Raw genomic sequence first — 21,514 nt, 5'->3', positions numbered from 1 at the left:
TTGAGGAGGAAGGGGGTATCGAGCGCCGCGAGCCCCATCCCAACCTTCCCCCAGCGGGGGAAGGAGAAAGTCCAACAGCGCCTTCTCCTGCGCATTCCTCATCGGGGAAAAGGGACAGTCCGTCGGCGCTTCCCTGGTTCCCTCCTCACAGGGGGATGGAAAAAGTCTGTCAGCGCTTCTTTTGCTCCCTCCCCCGCTGGGGGAGGGCAGGGGTGGGGGCCAGCGGCCCTTGAAGACCTCGCCTCTCTTTGGGAAGGACCAGCCCTTCGATACCCCGGATGCCTCAGGCCGCCTGGGAAGCAGCCTGCAGCGGCAACCACAAGGTAAAGCGCGTCCCCGACGGCCCCGAATGCCACGCCACCGTGCCTTGCAGCATCTGCGCGCGCCGCTGCTGGTTGTGAAGGCCCTTGCCCGCGGCTTCGCCGAGCGCTTTGGCCACGTCAAACCCCTGGCCGTTGTCGTTGATGGTGACCTGCACGCCATCGCCCGCCAAGGCGGTGCCGACGTGGATCTCGGTGGCCTTCGTGTGGCGCAGGATGTTGGCCACGCTTTCCTGCACGATGCGCAGGATGTGCAGCGCGCTCGACGGATCCAGCCATGACAGTGTGGGCAGTTCCTTCACTTCCCAAAACAGGGTGACGCCGGAGCCCTCCAGCCGCGGCTCCAGCCGGAAGCGCAGCGTGGCCAGCAACAGCAGCAGGTCGGCCTCCACCGGCTCCATGGAGTCGATGGCCAGCTTCAGGTCGTCCATGCAGTCCTTGAGGATCTGCGACACCTTGGCGTCGCTGATACCGCCGTGCTCCACCGAGCGGATCGCGCTGATCAGCGTGGAGCCCAGGCCGTCGTGCATGTCCTGCATCATGCGCTGGCGCTCTTCGCTCAGCAACTGCCGCTGTTCGACGGCGCGCAGCCGCTGGTGGCTCACTTCAAGTTCGATCTCACGGGCCTTGAGCCGTTCGGCCAGGCTGGCGTTGACCTGTTCGACCTGGACAATCGCGCCGACATAACGCCGGTACAGCAGTGCGCCGAAGATGCTGAAGCTGATCGCGTTGGTCCAGGGGCCCAGGTACCAGCCTTCCGGGCTGGTGAAATTGCTTTGCTGCAGCCAGTCGCCGGCGCCAAACACGGTGCACACGGCCGTGCCCATGGCCACCAGCATGGCTTCGCCGGAATGCCGGCGCCAGGCGGCGATGGTGCCGGCCACCGAAACACTGACACCCATGAGCGCCACCACCGCGTAAATCAGCGGCGTGACCTTGGGTGTGTTGGGCAGGGCGGCCGTCACCGGCAAGGTCAGAAGGGCCATCAGCGCCGTGACGGCGATCAGGGTGCCGGTGAGCCAGGGCTGCTGGAGGCGGTGCAGCAGGATCATTGAAAAATGCACAAGCAGGACCAGCCAGAACAGCGAGTTCACCGTCAGCCAGGCAAACCAGTCGTTGGCGATCGGAAAGTTCACATAAAAGTGCAGGCCGCGCAGGAAGGAGATTGCGCCCAGCACGAAGAACAGCAGGTAGGCCGTGCGGTGCCGCCGCTTGAGCCACACAAAAAGCGCGAAGATGCCCACGGCGAGGAAGGCCGCGCTGAACATGGCCGGCAACTCCAGCTGCAGCCAATGCCGCCAGCTGTGGCGCCAGCTCAGGGCGTCGGCCGGGCCCAGCCGCAGCGAAGACAGCGCCACCTGGCTGGCGCGGGTGTGTTCCAGGCGGATCAGGATTTCGCGCGGCGGGTTGCCGTCGGCGGTTTTATCCAGCGGTATCCACAGGGGCACGCGCGGGCTGCTCCATAGCGGGCCCTGTTGCTGGGCGGCGTGAACGAGCTGGCCGTCCGCGTAGACCGCAATGGTGCCGTCGGTGCGCACGCGCGCGCCGTACAGCGCCAGCGGCACCTGCGTGGGGGGCAAGCCTTGCGAACTCACCCTGAACCAGGTGATGCGCGTGCTGCCCGGCGCGGCGGCGGCGGCCTGGCGCAGCAAGGAGACCGGCAAGGCGTGAGGCAACTGCACAGGCTGCCAGGCGTCGGGTAAGGTTTTGCTGTCCAGCGTGGTCGGCGCGGCGTTGAAGCCCGGCGCGTCCTGCACCTGCCACTCGGCCTGGGTGATGTGCAGGCCTTCTTGCATGTCCGCGCCCGCGGACCACACATCCAGCGCCGCCACGGCGGCCAGCAAGGCGGCCGCCATGAGGGCAAACCGGCGCCAGGCCCGGCGCCGCGGGCTGGCGGGCTGCGGGGGGCTCAATGAAGGTTCATGTGCGGATGTCACGGCGAGATTTTGCCTTGTTCAGCCACGGAAGCAGCGGGCAGGGCGGGACGCTATTGCGCCAGCAGTCCCTGGTTCCTGGCTTCGTAAATGGCTTCGGCCTTGGAGGTGACCTTGAGCTTGCTGTAGATGCGGCGCACAAAGGTGCGCACCGTGAAATGCGACAGGCCCATGAGCTTGGCGATCTCCACCGCGGTGAAGCCCTTGGTGATGAAGTCCAGCACTTCTTTTTCACGGGCCGACAGCAGCTGCGGCTCGCCCGCCGCCGCTTCCGCGCCACCGGCGTTGCCCGGGGCGGCTTCCTGCCGGAAACGTGCCAGCACCTGGCGCGCGATGATGGGGCTGATGGGGCTGCCGCCGCTGGCCAGGCTGCGGATCTCGTCGACGATCCTGGCCTGCGAGCTGTCCTTGAGCAGGTAGCCGGCGGCGCCGGCCTCGATGGAGCGCATGACGTGCGTCTCATCGCCGAAATTGGTGCTGACCATGATGCTGCAGCTGGGCCACTGCCGCGCGGCGGCGCGTATCACCTCGATGCCCGAGCCGTCGGGCAGGCCCAGGTCCACCAGCAAGACGTCCACCGGCGGGCCCTGCAGCAGGGCGATGCCCTCGGCCTTGGTGCCGGCCGTGCCGGCCAGCTTCATGTCGGGCGCGGCCAGCAGGGCGCGGGCCAGGGCGCTGCGAAAACCGAGGTCGTCTTCAACGATGGCGACGTGGATGCGCGGCGCGCTCTCGCCCGGGGGCATCGTGGGGTCGGAGTCAGGGGATGGGGTATTGGGCGCTTGCATCTGGGTCCCATTGTGCTTTGGATTGGGAAGGGCCGCGTAGCGCATTTGTGCTACAGGCAAACCCCTTGTGCCTGACTACCATTCTTTGCATCGTTCAATTGACTGAAAACGCCGGTGATTACGTGGCTGTTTTCCTCATTTGCCACCTCGCGCAAAGAAAGCCCCCATGAAAAGCCACGCCAGCATGAACCGCATCTACCGACTTGTCTGGAATGCGGCCCTGAATTTGTGGGTGGCCGTGGCGGAGAACGCCAAAGGGCGGGGCAAGGCCGGCTCGGCGCGCAACAAGGCCGCGCTGCTGATGCTGGTGCCCTTGTCGGCGCTGATGCACCAAGCGGGGGCGGCCGATGCGGCCAACGCCACGGTGTCGGCCGGTGCGGCCAGCGTGGCCACGGCGGGCAACACCACCACCATCAGCCAGGCCAGCCAGCGCGCAGCGATTGACTGGACCAGCCTTTCCACACGCGCGAATGAGGCGCTAGTGTTCAACCAGCCGAATGCGCAGGCCATCGCCCTGAACCGTATCACCGGCTCCAGCCCGAGCGAGCTGCTCGGCAGCCTGACGGCGAATGGGCAGGTGTTTATCCTGAACCCGAACGGCGTGTTGTTTGGCGCGGGATCCCAGGTCAATGTCGGCGGCCTGGTGGCTTCGACGCTCAGCATGAGCAATGCGGATTTCATGAACGGCAACCATGTATTCACGGGCTCGGGCGGTTCGGGTTCGGTGGTCAACCAGGGCACGCTGAGTGCTGCGCCCGGCGGTTACCTCGCCTTGTTGGCCCCTGAAGTGCGCAACGAAGGCGTGATGACGGCCTCACTGGGCACGGCACTCCTCGCGGCCGGCAACAAGGTCACGCTGAATCTCGACAACGGCAGCCTGCTGGGCTACAGCATCGACCAGGGCGCGATCAACGCGCTGGCCGAGAACAAGCAGCTGATCCAGGCCAACGGCGGCCAGGTGCTGCTCGGTGCAAAAGCACTCGACAGCCTGACAACGGCCACCGTCAACAACACGGGTGTCATTGAAGCGAAGACGCTGCAAAACAAGGCCGGCCGCATCCTGCTGATGGGCGACATGCAGACCGGCACGGTGAATGTGGGCGGCACGCTGGATGCCAGCGCGCCCACAGGCGGCGACGGCGGCTTTATCGAGACCAGCGCCGCGCATGTCAAGGTCGCTTCCGGCGCGCGGGTGACAACCCGGGCCGCAACTGGCAAGACGGGAAAATGGCTGATAGACCCGAATGACTTCACCATCGCGGCCAGCGGCGGCGATATGGATGCGGCAACCGTGGAGGCCAACCTCGCGAACACCAACTTCGAGATCCAGACCGCGACCATGGGCAGCGCAGGCAGCGGCGACATCAAGGTCAACCAGGCGCTGGGCTGGAGCAGCGCCAACACCCTGACCCTGACGGCCGAGCGCAACATCGAGATCAACCAAGCCATCACGGCGGCCGCCGGCGGGCTGACGCTCAACGCCGTGGGCAGCATCGGCGCTCCGGCGGCGGTCACCGTCGGCACCTTCACGCTGGCGGGCGGCAGCTGGAGCCAGCTGGGCAGCCTGCCGGTTTTCTCCGCGGCGGACTTCCGCATCAGCGGCGGCACTTTTGTGCGCGCCCTGGGCGGCGACGGCAGCAGCGCCACGCCTTACCAGCTGGCCGATGCCTACGGCCTGCAGGGCGCGGGCTCGGCCGGCATGCTGGGCAAAAGCTACACGCTGGCCAACAACATCGATGCCTCGGGCACCAGCTTGTGGAATGGCGGCGAGGGCTTCAAGCCGATAGGTGACGACACGACCGCATTCACCGGCAGCTTCGATGGGGGCAACCACCTTGTCAGCAACCTCACCATCAATCGGCCCTTCACCGACTACGTGGGACTGTTCGGCTCCACCAGCGGCAGCGTGATCCGCAATGTCGGCCTGGTGGGCGGCAGCTTTGCCGGAGGCAGATACACAGGCGCACTGATTGGAAAGAGCCAGGGCAGCACCCTCAGCAATGTGTACGCCACCGGCGGCGTCAGCGGCAGCACCGAAGTCGGCGGGCTGATGGGCTGGAGCCAGAACGATACGATCAGCAATGCCCATGCCGCAGGCAGCGTAGGCGGCTGGACCCACGTCGGCGGCCTGGTCGGCACCAACGCCGCCAGCACCCTCACCAACGTTTACGCCACCGGCAGCGTCAGCAGCAATGTTCCGGGAGGCTCCAGCGCCTCCCTGGGCGGCCTGGTGGGCTACAACCTCTACGGCATCATCAGCAATGCCTACGCCAGCGGCAGCGTGAACGGCAGTTACGACAACAGCGATTCCAACAGCCCTTACTTCGGTACCTACAGCAGCGACAAGGTCGGCGGCCTGGTGGGCGAGGACCTGGGCGGCACCGTCAGCAACGCCTACGCCACCGGCAGCGTGAGCGGCAACCGCTACGTCGGCGGGCTGGTGGGCTCCACTGTCCAGGGAAGTTATCGCAACGTTTATGCCGTCGGCAGCGTCAGCGGCGCCGCCAATGTCGGCGGCCTGGCGGGCAGCAACGCAGGCAGCTTCACGAACAGCCTCTGGGATATCGGCACCACCGGCCAGGCCGGCAGCGCCGGCGGCACCGGCCTGAGCAGCGCCCAGATGATGCAGGCCGCCAGCTTCAGCGGCTGGGACCTGGCCACCGGCGGCGGCAGCGCTTCGGTCTGGCGCATCTACGAAGGCCATACCGCGCCGTTGCTGCGCAGCCTCATGACCGCGCTGGCGGTCACGGCCGATGACGTCTCCAAGACCTATGACCGCACCACCGCCCTCAGCGGCGGCAGCTACACCCTCGGCAGCGGCGCGGACAGCAGCCTCATCTTCGGCACCGCCGCCTACGGCAGCACCGGCAGCCAGAACGTGGGCAGTTACAGCGTCGGCATCAGCGGGCTGTATTCCAGCCAGCAGGGCTATGACCTGAACATTCTCAACGGAACCGCCACGATCACCCCCGTCACGCTGACGCTGAGCGGCGCCACCGCGGCCGGCAAGGTCTATGACGGCACAACGGCGGCCACCGTCACCGGCGGGACGCTGGGCGGCGTTCTCAGCGGCGATACCGTGACCCTGAGCGGAAGCGGCGCCTTCGACAACAAGAACGTGGGCAGCGGCAAGACCGTGATCGCCGGCCTCTCCGGCGCGGACGGCGGCAACTACGTCGTGGCCGCGGGCGGCACCACGGCGGACATCACCGTTGCCACCTTGACCGTCAGCGATCCTTATCAGATCCTCAGCAAGACTTACGACGGCACGACGGCGGCCTCTTTCTTCCTCATCGGCAGCATCGGCAGCGGCCTGAGCGGCGTTTTCGGCGGCGACAGGGTCACCCTGATCGCCAACTTTGACAGCAAGAACGCCGGCAGCAACAAGACCGTGCGCTTCGGCGTCTCCGGCGTCGACGCCGGTAACTATGTCATGGCCGCAGGCAACACCATCGCCGCCACCAACGGTTTCATCTCTAGCGCGGCGTTGACGGTCAGCGGCACCACGGCCGCCGGCAAGACCTACGACGGCACCACCGGCGCCGCCGTCAGCGGCGGCACGCTCTCCGGCCTCATTGCCGGGGACACGGTAGGCCTGAGCCAGAGCGGCAGCTTCACGGACAAGAACGCCGCCGCCGGCAAGACCGTCAACTACTCCAGCAGCCTCTCCGGCGCCGACGCCGGCAACTATTTTCTCGTTGCATCGGGCGCCGGCAGCACCACGGCCGACATCACGGCCGCCACGCTGACGGTCAACGGCACGGCCACGGCCGCGAACAAGACCTACAACGGCAGCACCGCGGCCAGCGTGAGCGGCGCCGCCCTGGACGGTGTCATCGGCGGCGACAGCGTGAGCCTAGGCGGCGCTTTTGACAACAAGAACGTCGGCAGCGGCAAGACCGTGACGCTGGGCCTCTTGGGCACCGATGCCGGCAACTACGTCATCGCCGCGGGCAGTACCACGGCCGACATCACGGCGGCCACGTTGACGGTCAACGGAACCACGGCCGCGAACAAGACCTATGACGGCACGACCGGCGCCACCCTCAGCGGCAGCCTGGGCGGCCTCGTCGTCGGCGACGCCGTGGCGCTCAACCAGAGCGGCAGCTTCAGCGACAAGAACGCCGCCACCGGAAAGACCGTGAGCTACACCAGCAGCCTCTCGGGCGCCGACGCCGGCAATTACGTGCTGGCATCGGCCAGCGGCACAACCACGGCGGACATCCGCCAGGCCAGCCTGAGCATCAGCGGCATCACCGCCGCCGACAAGACCTACAACGCCAGCGACGCGGTGACTGTGAACACGTCGGGTGCTTCATACAACGGCTTGATTGCCGGCGACGTGGTGAACGTGGTCGCCACGGGTTTGTTCAGCGACAAAAACGCAGGCGCCGGCAAGACGGTGAACCTGAACAGCAGCTACAGCGGCGCCGACGTGGGTAATTACGCCATCACCGGCCAGGCGACAACGACGGCCAGCATCAGCCAGGCGGCATTGACCGTCAGCGGCATCACGGCTGCCGACAAGACCTACAACGCCAGCGATGCGGCGACCGTGAATACGACAGGTGCGGCCTACAACGGATTATTCGCAGGCGACGTGGTGAGCGTGGCCGCCACCGGTTTGTTCACTGACAAGAATGCGGGCGCCAACAAAACCGTCAACCTGAGCAGCAGTTACGCCGGCGCCGACGCCGGCAACTACGCGATCACCAACCAGGCGACAACGACCGCCAGCATCAGCCAGGCTTCGTTGACGGTGACCGGCATCACCGCCGCCGACAAGACCTACAACGCCAGCGACGCGGCTACCGTGAATACGACAGGTGTGGCCTACAACGGATTGTTCGCCGGTGATGTGGTGACGGTGAGCGCCACAGGCTTGTTTGCCGACAAAAACGTGGGCACAGGCAAGACGGTGACTTTGGGCAGCAGCTACAGCGGCGCCGACGCAGGCAACTACACCATCACCGGCCAGGCGACGACGACGGCCAGCATCAGCCAGGCCGCCTTGACCATCAGCGGCATCACGGCCGGCGACAAGACCTACAACGCCAGCGACGCGGCGACCGTCAACACGGCTGGTGCGGCCTACAACGGCCTGTTCGCCGGCGACGTGGTGAGCGTGGCGGCCACCGGCCTCTTCAGCGACAAAAACGCGGGTGCCAACAAAACCGTCAACCTGAGCAGCAGCTACACCGGCGCTGACGCGGGCAATTACGCCATCACCAGCCAGGCCAGCACCACGGCCACAATCAACCAGGCCGCGTTGACAGTGAGCGGCATCACCGCCGCCGACAAAACCTACAACGCCAGTGATGCCGCCACCGTGAATACGACGGGTGCCAGCTATAGCGGCCTGTTTGCCGGCGATGTGGTCGCCGTCAATGCCACAGGCCAGTTCAGCGACAAAAACGCGGGCGTCGGCAAGACGGTCACGTTGAGCAGCAGTTACAGCGGCGCCGACGCGGGCAACTACCTCGTCACCAGCCAGGCCAGCACGACGGCCAGCATCAGCCAGGCTGCATTGACCATCAGCGGCATCACGGCCGGCGACAAGACCTACAACGCCAGCGATGCGGCCACCGTGAACACGGCCGGCGCCAGTTACAACGGCCTGTTCGCAGGTGACGTGGTGAGCGTGGCGGCCACAGGTTTGTTCAGCGATAAAAACGCGGGCGCCGGCAAGACGGTGAACCTGAGCAGCAGCTACAGCGGCGCCGACGTCGGCAACTACGCCATCACCAACCAGGCGACAACGACGGCCAGCATTGGCCAGGCCGCGTTGACCATCAGCGGCATCACGGCCGGCGACAAGACCTACAACGCCAGCGACGCGGCGACCGTCAACACCGCGGGTGCGGCCTACAACGGCCTGTTCGCCGGCGACGTGGTGAATGTGGCAGCCACCGGTTTGTTCAGCGACAAAAACGCGGGTGCCGGCAAAACCGTCAACCTCAGCAGCAGCTATACAGGCGCCGACGCTGGCAACTACATCATCACCGGCCAGGCGACGACGACGGCCAGCATCAGCCAGGCCGCATTGAACATCAGCGGCATCACCGCCGCCGACAAAACCTACAACGCCAGCGATGCGGCTACCATCAGCACGGCGGGTGCGAGTTACAGCGGCCTGTTTGCGGGTGACGTGGTGAGCGTGAATGCCACCGGCGTTTTCAGTGACAAAAACGTGGGCGCCGGCAAGACGGTGACTTTGGGCAGCAGCTACGGCGGCGCCGATGCGGGCAACTACAGCATCACCGGCCAGGGCAGCACCACGGCCAGCATCAGCCAGGCCTCGCTGACCATCAGCGGCATCACCGCCGCCGACAAGACCTACAACGCCAGCGATGCGGCCACCATCAACACGGCGGGTGCGGCCTACAACGGCCTGTTCGCCGGAGACGTGGTCAGCGTGGCGGCCACCGGCCTGTTCAGTGACAAAAACGCAGGCACCGGCAAGACGGTGAACCTCAGCAGCAGCTACAGCGGTGCTGATGCGGGTAACTATGTGATCACCGGCCAGGCGACAACGACGGCCACCATTGGCCAGGCCGCGTTGACCGTCAGCGGCATCACAGCCGGCGACAAGATCTATGACGCCGGCACCGTAGCCACCGTCAGCACTGCGGGCGCCAGTTACGGCGGCCTGTTTGCCGGTGACGTGGTGAACGTGGCGGCAACCGGCCTGTTCAGCGACAAAAACGCGGGTGCCGGCAAAACCGTCAACCTCAGCAGCAGCTATACAGGCGTCGACGCTGGCAACTACGCCATCACCAGCCAGGCGGGCACCACGGCCACTATCAACAAGGCCGACCTGACGGTCCAGGCCACCGGCAGCAGCAAGGTCTATGACGGCAATAAGGCGGCCACCGTCGCGCTCAGCAACAACGGCCTCGTGGGTGACGTGCTCACCGTGACCGGGAGCGCCAGCTTCGCCGACAGCAATGCCGGACTCAACAAGGCCGTCAGTGTCACCGGCGTCGCCGTCGGCGGCACGGATGCCGGCAACTACAACCTTATCGGCGGCGGCATCGCTTCCACCACGGCGAGCATCACACCGAAGCAACTGACCGTGACAGCCAACAACGACACGCAGATGGGCGGCAGCCCTTACAGCGGCGGCAATGGCGTCAGTTACAGCGGCCTCGTTACCGGGGATACAGCCGCCACCGTGCTGGCCGGCAGCCTGGCCTACGGCGGGAGTGCACAGGGCGCTTACCTGGCGGGTGAATACGACATCACCCCGGGCGGCTTGCTGGCCAACGGCAACTACAGCCTGCGCTTTGTGCAGGGCAAGCTGACTTTGAGCGGCGGAGACGCGGCCTCTGCCGCTTTGGGCGGCACGGCGCTGGTGGGCGCCTACCAGACCTCGCTCAACACGCTTTCCGTCGGCAGCCTGGTGCCTCGCGTGTCCGTGGATGACAGCAAGGGAACGGGTGAAGGCGGCGCCGCGGCTACGGCCCTCAATGCCGCGGCGGCGGAGGGTGCGGACCAGGGCGGCGGCAACTAGGTATGAGCTGTAGCGCATATGCGCTACAGACACAGGCGCCCGCAGTTCGTACGATCACGGCAAAACACCTTGCCATCGGCACACCTTCCCTGAATTCCCGTTGATTGAAAGCAGGCAGACAGCTGCCTGCCCTGCTACGGCCCCGGGCCAGTCACGCCACCCCATAAAGCCCGATATGAAAAACCACGCCAGCATGAACCGCATCTACCGCCTGGTGTGGAATGCCGCTTTAAACCTGTGGGTGGCGGTGGCGGAGAACGCCAAAGGGTGCGGTAAGGCCGGCTCGGCGCGCAACACGGCCGCGCTGCTGATGCTGGTGCCGCTGGCGGCGTTGATGCATGGGGCGCAAGCCGCCGATGCGGCGAATGCGACGGTTTCCGCCGGTGCCGCTGGCGTAACGACCGTGGGCAACACCACCACCGTCAACCAGAGCACCCAGCGCGCGGCGATTGACTGGACCAGTTTGTCGACGCGTGCCAACGAGGCGCTCATCTTTAACCAGCCGAATGCGCAGGCGATTGCACTGAACCGCATCACGGGCAGCAGCCCGAGTGAATTGCTCGGGAGCCTGACGGCCAACGGCCAGGTGTTTATCCTGAACCCGAACGGCGTGCTGTTTGGCGCGGGCTCACAGGTGAACGTGGGCGGCCTTGTTGCATCGACCCTGAGCATGAGCAATGCCGACTTCATGGACGGCAAGCATGTGTTCACGGGAACGGGTGCTTCGGGTTCGGTCGTCAACCAGGGAACACTGAACGCCGCGTCCGGCGGTTATCTCGCGCTGCTGGCGCCCGAGGTGCGCAATGAAGGCGTGATGACGGCCAGTCTCGGAACTGCACTCCTCGCAGCCGGCAACAAGGTCACGCTGAACCTCGACAACGGCAGCCTGCTGGGCTACAGCATCGACCAGGGCGCCATCAACGCCCTGGCCGAGAACAAACAGCTGATCAAAGCCGATGGCGGGCAGGTGCTGCTTTCCGCCAAGGCCATGGACAGCCTGACGACCGCGACCGTCAACAACACTGGCGTGATTGAAGCCAAAACGATCCAGAACAAGTCCGGCCGCATCCTGCTGATGGGCGACATGCGCTACGGCACCGTCAACGTAGGCGGCACGCTTGATGCCAGCGCCCCGGTAGGCGGCGATGGCGGCTTCATCGAAACATCCGCGGCCCATGTCAAGGTGGCAGCGGGCACCCGCGTCACCACCTTGTCCGACAGCGGCAAGACCGGCACCTGGCTGATCGACCCAACCGACTTCACCATCTCATCCGGCAGCGGCAGCCAGACCAGCAGCGGCATCGGCGCCAACACGCTGTCGGCCAACCTGGCCACCACCAGCGTCACGCTGGCCACCGACGCCAGCACAGGCAGCGACAGCGGCGACATCAACGTCAACGCCGCCGTCAGCTGGAGCGCCAACACTACGCTGACGCTGAACGCCTACAACAACATCAACATCAACATCAACGCCGCCATCACCGCCACGGGCAGCAGTGCCGGGCTGGTGCTGAACTATGGCAACTACGCCACGGCAGGAACAACCACCAGCGGCACCAACTACAAGGTCAGCGCACCTATCACGCTCAGCGGTGCCAATGCCACGCTGGCCATCAACGGCACGAGCTACACGTTGATCCACAGCATGACCCAACTGGATGCCATCGACAGCACGGGCTTGAGCGGCAGCTACGCGCTAGCCGGGGACCTGGATGCCAGCGGCACCACCTACAGCAGTGCGCTGGTGGGTATCGACAGCGGCACCCCCTTCACCGGCACCTTTGCCGGGCTGGGGCACATCATCAGCAACCTGACCATCAATGCCGACGGAACCGATGACGTGGGTCTGTTCGGCTACACCAACACCAGCAGCGTGATCCGCGATATCGGCCTGCTGGGAGGCAGCGTCAGCGGCAGTAACGAGGTGGGAGCGCTGGCGGGCAACAACTCCGGCAGCATCAGCAACGCCTATGCCACCGGTAGCGTTTCGGGAAACAACTACGTCGGCGGGCTGGTGGGCTCTAGCTACGGCGGCAGCATCAGCAACGCCTATGCCACTGGCAGCGTTTTAGGAGGTAGCAGTTACGTCGGCGGGCTGGTGGGCAACAACTACGGCAACATCAGCAATGCCTATGCCACCGGCAGCGTTTCGGGAAGCAACGACGTCGGCGGGCTAGTGGGCGACAACTATGGCAGCATCAGCAACGCCTATGCCACCGGCAGTGTGACGGGAAGTGGCAACTACGTCGGCGGGCTGGTGGGCTCTAGCTACGGCGGCAGCATCAGCAACGCCTACGCCACCAGCAGTGTTTCGGGAAGCACCTACGTCGGTGGGCTGGTGGGCCAGAACGACGGTGGCATCATCGGCAATGCCTACGCCACAGGCAATGTGGCTGGCACCAACTACGTGGGCGGGCTAGTGGGTTTCAACTACGGCACCATCGCCAACAGTTACGCTAGCGGCGCGGTCACAGGTAGCAGTCTGGTTGGCGGCATGGTCGGTGGAGACAACGCAGGCATTGTCACCAGCAGCTACTGGAACACCGACACCTCAGGCCAGAGCAGCAGCGCTGGCGGCACCGGGCTGACCAGCGCGCAAATGCTGCAGGCCAGCAGCTTCAGTGGTTGGGATATTGCTACCAGCGGCGGCAGCACGGCGGTGTGGCGCGTCTACGAAGGCTATACCGCACCGCTGCTGCGCAGCTTCATGACCGCGCTGACGGTGACAGCCGGCGACACCAGCAAAACCTATGACGGCACGACCAGCGTCAGCAGCAGCTACAGCCTTGGCGATGCCAGCGCCGACAGTAGCCTGATCCTGGGTACCGCCGCCTACGGTAACGTCAGCAGCAAGAACGTGGGCAGCTACAGCTTCGGCATCAGCGGGCTGTACTCCGGCCAACAGGGCTACGACATTCTCTATGTGGACGGCACCGCCACGATTACCGCCGCCACGTTGACGGTCAACGGCACCACCGCCGCAAACAAGACCTATGACGGTACGACGGCCGCCACGGTCAGCGGCGGCGCGTTGAGCGGCGTCATCAGTGGCGACACGGTGGCGCTGAGCAGCCAGAGCGGCACGTTCAGCGACAAGAACGCCGCCACCGGCAAGATGGTGACCATTGCTAACAGCCTGAGCGGCAGCGACGCCGGCAACTATGTCGTAGCAGCGGCCAGCACCACGGCTGACATCACCGCCGCGACGTTGACGGTGAGTGGAACCAGCGCCGCGAACAAAACCTACGACGGCACGACGGCCGCCACGCTTAGCGGCAGCTTGACAGGCCTGATCAGCGGCGACACCGTGGCGTTGAGCCAAAGCGGCACGTTCAGCGACAAGAACACCGCCACCGGCAAGACGGTCAACTACACCAGCAGCGTTTCGGGTACCGATGCTGGCAACTACGTGCTCGCGTCCGCCAGCGGCACGACCACGGCTGACATCACCGCCGCCACGCTGACGGTCAGCGGCACGACGGCCGACAACAAGACCTATGACGGTACGACCGCCGCCACGGTCAGCGGCGGCGCCTTGAGCGGCGTGATCAGCGGTGACAGCGTGGCACTGAGCAGCCAGAGCGGCACGTTCAGCGACAAGAACGCCGCCACCGGCAAGACGGTCACCATCGCCAGCAGCCTGAGCGGCACCGATGCCGGCAACTACGTCGTCGTCGCAGCCAGCACCACGGCCGACATCACGGCGGCCACGCTGACGGTCAGCGGCACGACGGCCGCCAACAAGACCTACGACGGCACGACGGTTGCCACACTCAGCGGCAGTTTGAGTGGCCTCATCAGCGGCGACACCGTGACGCTCAGCCAAAGCGGAACCTTCAGCGACAAGAACGCGGCCACAGGCAAGACGGTCACTTACACCAGCAGTGTTTCTGGCACCGATGCCGGCAACTACGTGCTGGTGTCCGCCAGCGGTAGCACCACGGCCGACATCACGGCGGCCACATTGACGGTCAGCGGCGGCAGCGCCGCCAACAAGACCTATGACGGCACGACGGTGGCTACCGTCAGTGGCGGCAGCTTTACCGGACTGGTCAACGGCGACACCGTCAGCCTGGGCCAGAGCGGAACCTTCAGCGACAAGAATGCAGCCACCGGCAAGACGGTGAGCTACACGAACAGCCTGTCGGGTGCCGATGCGGGCAACTACGTGCTCGCGTCCGGCAGCGGCACGACCACAGCCGACATCACCGCCGCTGCATTGACCGTCACTGCCAACAACGACAGCAAGACCGCCGACGGCACGGCCTACAGCGGCGGCAATGGCGTGAGCTACAACGGCTTGGCCACCGGTGACACGGCCGCCGCGGTGCTGGCCGGCAGCCTGGCCTACGGCGGCAGTGCACAGGGCGCTTACCTGGCGGGTGACTACGACATCACCCCGGGCGGGCTGCTGGCCAATGGCAACTACAGCCTGCGCTTTGTGCAGGGCCGGCTGACCCTCAGCAGTGGTGACGCCGCCTCGGCGGCACTGGGCGGAACGGCGCTGGTTGGCGCTTACCAGACCTCCCTCAACAGCGTTTCAGGCGGCGGCCTGGTGCCCCGGGTATCGGCGGACGACAGCAAGGGAACGGGTGGGGGCGGCGCCGCGGCGGGCGCCCTCAATGCCGCCGCCGCAGAGGGCGCCGGGCAGGACGGTGGCAACTAGGCCTTGCCTGTAGCGCATATGCGCTACAGACACCGGCGTCTGCAATTCGTACGATCACGGCAGAACTTTTTCACCTGTAGCAGCTTCTGCGAATTTCATTTGATTGAAAAAGCGGGCAAACAACTGCCTGTTTACGCTGTCGCCAAGCTGCCACCCTAAAGCCCGATATGAAAAGCCACGCCAGCATGAACCGCATCTACCGCCTGGTGTGGAATGCCGCTTTAAACCTGTGGGTCGCGGTGGCCGAGAACGCCAAAGGGCAGGGCAAAAGCGGCTCGGCACGTAACAGGGCCGCGCTGCTGATGCTGGTGCCGCTGGCGGCGTTGATGCATGGGGCGCAAGCCGCCGATGCGGCGAATGCGACGATGTCCGCCGGTGCCGCTGGCGTAACGACCGTGGGCAACACCACCACCGTCAACCAGAGCACCCAGCGCGCGGCGATTGACTGGACCAGTTTGTCCACGCGTGCCAACGAGGCGCTTATCTTCAACCAGCCCAATGCGCAGGCGATTGCACTGAACCGCATCACCGGCAGCAGCCCGAGCGAATTGCTCGGAAGCCTGACGGCCAACGGCCAGGTGTTTATCCTGAACCCGAATGGCGTGCTGTTTGGCGCGGGCTCGCAAGTCAACGTCGGCGGCCTTGTCGCTTCGACCTTGAGCATGAGCAATGCCGACTTCATGGACGGCAAGCATGTGTTCACCGGTTCGGGCGGCTCGGGCTCGGTCGTCAACCAGGGAACACTGAACGCCGCGTCCGGCGGTTATCTCGCGCTGCTGGCGCCCGAGGTGCGCAACGAAGGCGTGATGACCGCAAGTCTCGGCACGGCACTCCTCGCAGCCGGGAACAAGGTCACGCTGAACCTCGACAACGGCAGCCTGCTGGGCTACAGCATCGACCAGGGCGCGATCAACGCCTTGGCCGAGAACAAACAGCTGATCAAAGCCGATGGCGGGCAGGTGCTGCTGGGCGCAAAAGCGCTCGACAGCCTGACCAGCGCCACGGTGAACAACACCGGCATCATCGAAGCAAAGACGCTGCAGAACAAAGCCGGCCGCATCCTGCTGATGGGTGACATGAGCTATGGCACGGTGAACGTTGCGGGCACGCTGGATGCCAGCGCACCTACCGGCGGCGATGGCGGTTTTATTGAAACCAGCGCGGCCCACGTCAAGATCGCCGACAGCGCGGTAATTACGACCAAGGCAGCTGAGGGCCTGGGCGGGCAGAGCGGCAGCTGGCTGATAGACCCGACCGATTTCACGATTGCCGCCAGCGGCGGCGACATGACGGGCGCGGCGCTCTCCACGCAGCTGGCCAACAACGGTGCGGTCACCATCCTCAACACCCAGGGCGCGAGTGGAACGGCCGGAGACATCAACGTCAACGACGCCGTGAGCTGGAGTTCGAACAGCGTGTTGATCTTGGCGGCAAACCGCTACATCAACATCAACCGGGCCATCACGGCCACCGGCGCCAGCGGCGGCCTGGTGCTCAACTACGGCGGTGACTACAAGGTCAAGGCCCCGATCACGCTCAGCGGCGCCAATGCCACGCTGGCTATCAACGGCGCCAACTACACACTGATCCACAGCATGGCCGCACTGGATGCCATTGACAGCACCGGGCTGGGCGGCAGCTACGCGCTGGCCCAGGACCTGGATGCCGGCGGCAGCACTTACACCAGCGCGCTGGTGAGCGGCGCCTTTGCCGGCACCTTCACCGGGCTGGGGCACACCATCAGCAAGCTGGTCATCAACGCGGGCAGTTCGACTAACGTGGGCCTGTTCGGCAGCACCGCTGCCGGCAGCGTGCTGCGCGACATCGGCCTGGTGGGCGGCAGCGTCGTTGGCGCTGGTACTGTCGGCGGGCTGGTTGGCAGCAACGCCGGCAGCATCAGCAATGCCTATACCACCGGCAGTGTCTCGGCACTGCGCAACGTCGGCGGGCTGGCCGGTTCCAACGCCGGCAGCATCAGCGGCAGCTACGCCACGGGCGCCGTTACCGGCATCGACACCGGCCAGCCCATCGATGGCATTGGCGTTGGTGGGCTGGTGGGCGGCAACAGCGGCAGCATCAGCAATGCCTATGCCACCGGCAGCGTGAGCGGCCGTACCTATGTGGGCGGGCTGGTGGGCAGCAGTGGCGGCAATATCAGCAACGCCTATGCCAGCGGCAGTGTCAACGGCGGCACCGACGTGGGCGGGCTGGTGGGCCTCAACGCCGGCAGCATTGGCAACAGCTACGCCAGCGGCGCGGTGGCGGCCACGGTGAACTATGCGGGCGGGCTGGTGGGCGAGAACAGCGGCAACGCCCTCATCAGCGGCAGCTATGCCATGGGCACCGTTTCGAGCGTCCTCTACGCCGGCGGGCTGGTGGGATGGAACTCCGCCAACATTGACAAGGCCTATGCCACAGGCAGCGTTTCGGGAGGCCCCGCCGGCGGGCTGGCGGGCTTGAACAGCGGCAGCATCGGCAACTCTTATGCGACCGGCAGCATTTCGGGGCCTGGCACCGTTGGCGGACTGGTGGGATGGAATGCCGGCAGCATCAGCAACAGCTATGCCGGTGGTTCCGTGACAGCAACGGGCAACTATGCGGGCGGCCTGGTGGGCTACAACTTCGGGGGCTCCACCATCAGCAACGCCTATGCCACCGGCAACGTGAGCGGCGTCGACTATGTGGGGGGGCTGGCGGGCGGCAACTCCACGGCCACCATCAGCAACGCCAATGCCAGCGGCAGCGTGAGCGGCCGTAACTATGTGGGCGGACTGGTGGGCAACAACAACCAGGCCACCATCACCAACGCCAATGCCAGCGGCAGTGTGACCGGCAATGATGCCGTGGGCGGACTGCTGGGCGCCAATGAGACCGGCTATGTCGCCAAGGGCTACGCCTCGGGGCGTGTCAGTGGTGTCAGCCGCGTAGGCGGCTTCGTGGGCTACTTTAACGGCCAAAGTTCCGCAGAAGGCCTCTGGGATCTCAACGGCACGGGCCAGACCCGCGGGGTCGGCGTTTACGAGGGCAGCGGCCCCACCTTCGTCTTTCCCACCACGCTTGCCAGCGTCTTCAGCCACAACCGCTACGCCTACCTGGGCACCTGGAGCGAGACCGCCACCGGCTCGGGTATCTGGATGGTCACCGACACCGGCACCGGCGCAAAGACTTGGGTGATGATTGAAGGCAGCACCCGGCCCTTCCTGTACAGCGAGTACAGCACCAACATCCAGAATGCGCATCAACTGCAGCTGATGGCCCTGGACACCAGCGCGAGCTACACGCTGGCCGCCAACATCAATGCCGGCGAAACCAGTAGCGGCAACGCCGGCGGCATGTGGGGCACTGCCGGCTTTGTGCCGGTGGGCAACGGCACGGCCGCGTTCACCGGCAGCCTGGACGGCCAGAGCCACAGCATCTCGGACCTGAACATCAACCGCCCGGGCACGGACTACGTCGGCTTGTTCGGCCGCACCGGCAGCACCAGCGTGATCAGCAACCTCGGCCTGGCCGGCGGCAGTGTGTCGGGCGGCAACCATGTGGGCGCGCTGGCGGGCGAGAACGGCGGCAGCATCAGCAACAGCTACGCCAGTGCGGCGGTGGCGGGCGCCGGCAGGGTGGGCGGCCTGGCGGGCGACAACCTGGGAAGTATTGCCGACAGCTATGCAAGCGGCGCGGTGTCGGCCACGGGTGCGTATGCGGGCGGGCTGGTCGGCTACAACGACACCGGCAGCATCAACGGCAGTTACGCGGGCGGCAGCGTCAGCGGCGGGAGCAACGCCGGCGGCCTGGTGGGCTTCAACAGCGGTGGCACGGTCGGCAACAGCTTCTGGAACACCGATACCTCGGGCCAGCCCGGCAGCGACGGCGGCAGCGGTGTCGGCACGGCGCAGATGCTGCAGGCCGGCACCTTCAGCGGCGCGGGCTGGAGCATCGCCGGCAGCGGCGGCAGCACCGCGGTATGGCGCATCTATGAGGGCTACACCGCGCCGCTGCTGCGCAGCTTTATGGGCGCGTTGACGGTGACGGCCAGCAACGTCAACAAGACTTACGACGGCAGCACGACCCTGGCCGGCAGCTATACCCTGAGCAGCAGCAGCGCCAACGGCAGCCTGATTCTGGGCACCGCCGCCGCCAGCACCAGCAGCAAGAACGTGGGCAGCTACAGCATCGGCATCAGCGGCTTGTACACGGGCCAGCAGGGCTATGACCTGAGTTTTGCCGGCGGTACCGCCACGGTCACGGCCGCCGTGCTGACGACAAGCGGCACCACCGCCGCTGGCAAGGTGTACGACGGCACGACGGCCGCCACGCTGGTCGACAGCCTGAGCGGTGTGGTCAGCGGCGAAAACGTGACACTGAGCCAGAGCGGCAGCTTCAGCGACAAGAACGCCGGCACCGGCAAGACCGTCAGCTACACCAGCAGCATCTCGGGCGGCGATGCGGGCAACTACGTGCTGGCATCGGCCGGCGGCACGACCACGGCCGACATCACGGCCGCGATCTTGACGGTGAGCGGCAGCAGCGCCGCGAACAAGACCTACGATGGCACGGCCTCCGCCACCGTCACCGGCGGCGCACTGGGCGGCGTGGTCAGCGGCGACGTCGTGGCTTTGGGCCAGAGCGGCGCCTTCAGTGACAGGAATGCAGCCACCGGCAAGGCGGTGACGATCACCAACAGCCTGAGCGGCATTGACGCGGGCAACTACGTCGTGGCCGCGGGCAGCGCCACGGCCGACATCGCGGCGGCCACGCTGACAGTCAGCGGCACCACTGCCGCGAACAAGACTTACGACGGCACGGCCAGCGCCACCCTCAGCGGCAACCTGAACGGCCTGGTCAGCGGTGACAGCGTGGCGCTGGGCCAGAGCGGCAGCTTCAGCGACAAGAACGCCGCCACCGGCAAGACCGTGAGCTACACCAACAGCCTCTCGGGCAGCGACGCGGGCAATTACGTGCTGGCATCGGCCGGCGGTACCACCACGGCCGACATCAACCGGGCGGCCCTGAGCATCAGCGGCATCACGGCGAGCGACAAGACCTACAACGCCAGCGACGCAGCCACCGTGAACACAGCGAGTGCGAGTTATAACGGATTGTTTGCAGGTGATGTGGTGACCGTGGCGGCGACCGGTTTGTTCAGCGACAAAAACGCCGGTACCAACAAGACCGTGAACCTGAGCAGCAGCTACAGCGGCGCTGACGTGGGCAACTACGCCATCACCGGCCAGGCGACAACGACCGCCAGCATCAGTCAGGCGACGCTGACCATCAGTGGCATCACGGCCAGCGACAAGACCTACGATGCCGGCACGGCGGCCACCGTCAACACGGCGGGCGCCAGCCACAGCGGCCTGTTTGCGGGTGACGTGGTGAATGTGAACGTCGCGGGCGTCTTCAGCGACAAAAACGCGGGCGCCGGAAAAACCGTCACCCTGGGCAGCAGCTACAGCGGCGCCGACGTGGGCAACTACGCCATCACCAGCCAGGCAAGCACCACCGCCACCATCAACAAGGCGGACCTGACGGTGCAGGCCGCAGGCGGCAGCAAGGTCTATGACGGCAGCACGGCCGCCACCGTTGCGCTCAGCGCCAACGGCATGGCGGGCGATGTGCTCACCCTGACGGGCAATGCCAGCTTTGCCGACGCGAACGCAGGGCTGAACAAGGCCGTCAGCGTCCGTGGCATTGCCGTCGGCGGCGCGGATGCCGGCAACTACAACCTCATCAGCGGCAGCACGGCCAGCACCACGGCAGACATTACACCAAAACAGCTGACCGTGACGGCCAACAACGACACGCAGATGAGCGGCGCGCCCTACAGCGGCGGCAACGGCTTGAGCTACAACGGCCTGGTCACCGGTGACGCGGCTGCCACGGTGCTGGCCGGCCATGTAGCCTACGGCGGGAGCGCGCAGGGCGCGTACCTGGCAGGTGACTACGACATCACTCCGGGCGGCCTGCTGGCCAATGGCAACTACAGCCTGCGCTTTGTGCAGGGCAAGCTGACCTTGAGCGGCGGAGACGCGGCCTCAGTTGCGCTGGGCGGAACGGCGCTGGTTGGCGCCTACGAGACCTCGCTCAACAGCGTTTCCGGCGACGGCTTGGTGTCCAGCGTGTTCCTGGGCGATAGCAAGGGGACGGGGGATGGCGACGCCGCGGCTGCGGCTCTCAATGCCGCGGCGGCGGAGGACTCAGGCGGGCAAGACGGCGGCAACTAGGCCCATGTCTGTAGCGCATATGCGCTACAGACATGGGCGCCTGCAATTCGTACGATCGCGGCAAAGATTTCTACAGCG

General features: G+C 65.9%; 5 protein-coding genes. 3 read left to right on the top strand and 2 right to left on the bottom strand.

All coding sequences use genetic code 11. From position 1 onward, the window contains the following. Positions 1-283: 283 nt before the first annotated feature. Together ACLV8F_RS05150 and ACLV8F_RS05145 are read right to left on the bottom strand one after the other, a co-directional pair. A complete protein-coding gene (locus ACLV8F_RS05150; protein WP_411883261.1) occupies positions 284-2,176 on the bottom strand; it encodes an ATP-binding protein in 1,893 nt (630 codons plus the stop codon). 131 nt (positions 2,177-2,307) lie between these two features. Beyond that, positions 2,308-2,997 (bottom strand): response regulator, encoded by a 690-nt coding sequence (locus tag ACLV8F_RS05145; protein WP_411883173.1) that lies wholly within the window; start codon positions 2,995-2,997, stop codon positions 2,308-2,310. 208 nt (positions 2,998-3,205) lie between these two features. On the opposite strand from ACLV8F_RS05145, the gene ACLV8F_RS05140 reads away from it, so the two are divergent. From ACLV8F_RS05140 to ACLV8F_RS05130, 3 genes are all read left to right on the top strand, one after another. Then, the gene (locus tag ACLV8F_RS05140) at positions 3,206-10,552 is read left to right on the top strand and encodes a YDG domain-containing protein (RefSeq protein ID WP_411883172.1); all 7,347 of its coding nucleotides are present in this window, start codon (positions 3,206-3,208) and stop codon (positions 10,550-10,552) included. 175 nt (positions 10,553-10,727) lie between these two features. Then, positions 10,728-15,218 carry a beta strand repeat-containing protein gene (locus ACLV8F_RS05135; RefSeq protein ID WP_411883171.1) on the top strand — a complete coding sequence of 1,497 codons (4,491 nt, stop codon included), beginning with the start codon at positions 10,728-10,730 and terminating at the stop codon, positions 15,216-15,218. A gap of 167 nt (positions 15,219-15,385) precedes the next feature. Then, the gene (locus ACLV8F_RS05130; protein WP_411883170.1) at positions 15,386-21,436 is read left to right on the top strand and encodes a YDG domain-containing protein; all 6,051 of its coding nucleotides are present in this window, start codon (positions 15,386-15,388) and stop codon (positions 21,434-21,436) included. The last annotated feature ends 78 nt before the right edge of the window (positions 21,437-21,514 follow it).

Source organism: Polaromonas sp. YR568, from assembly GCF_943369675.1.
Taxonomy (GTDB): Bacteria; Pseudomonadota; Gammaproteobacteria; order Burkholderiales; family Burkholderiaceae_C; genus Polaromonas.
Note: the sequence above shows the minus strand (reverse complement) of the source record. Positions and strands in the feature narration are given on the sequence as shown.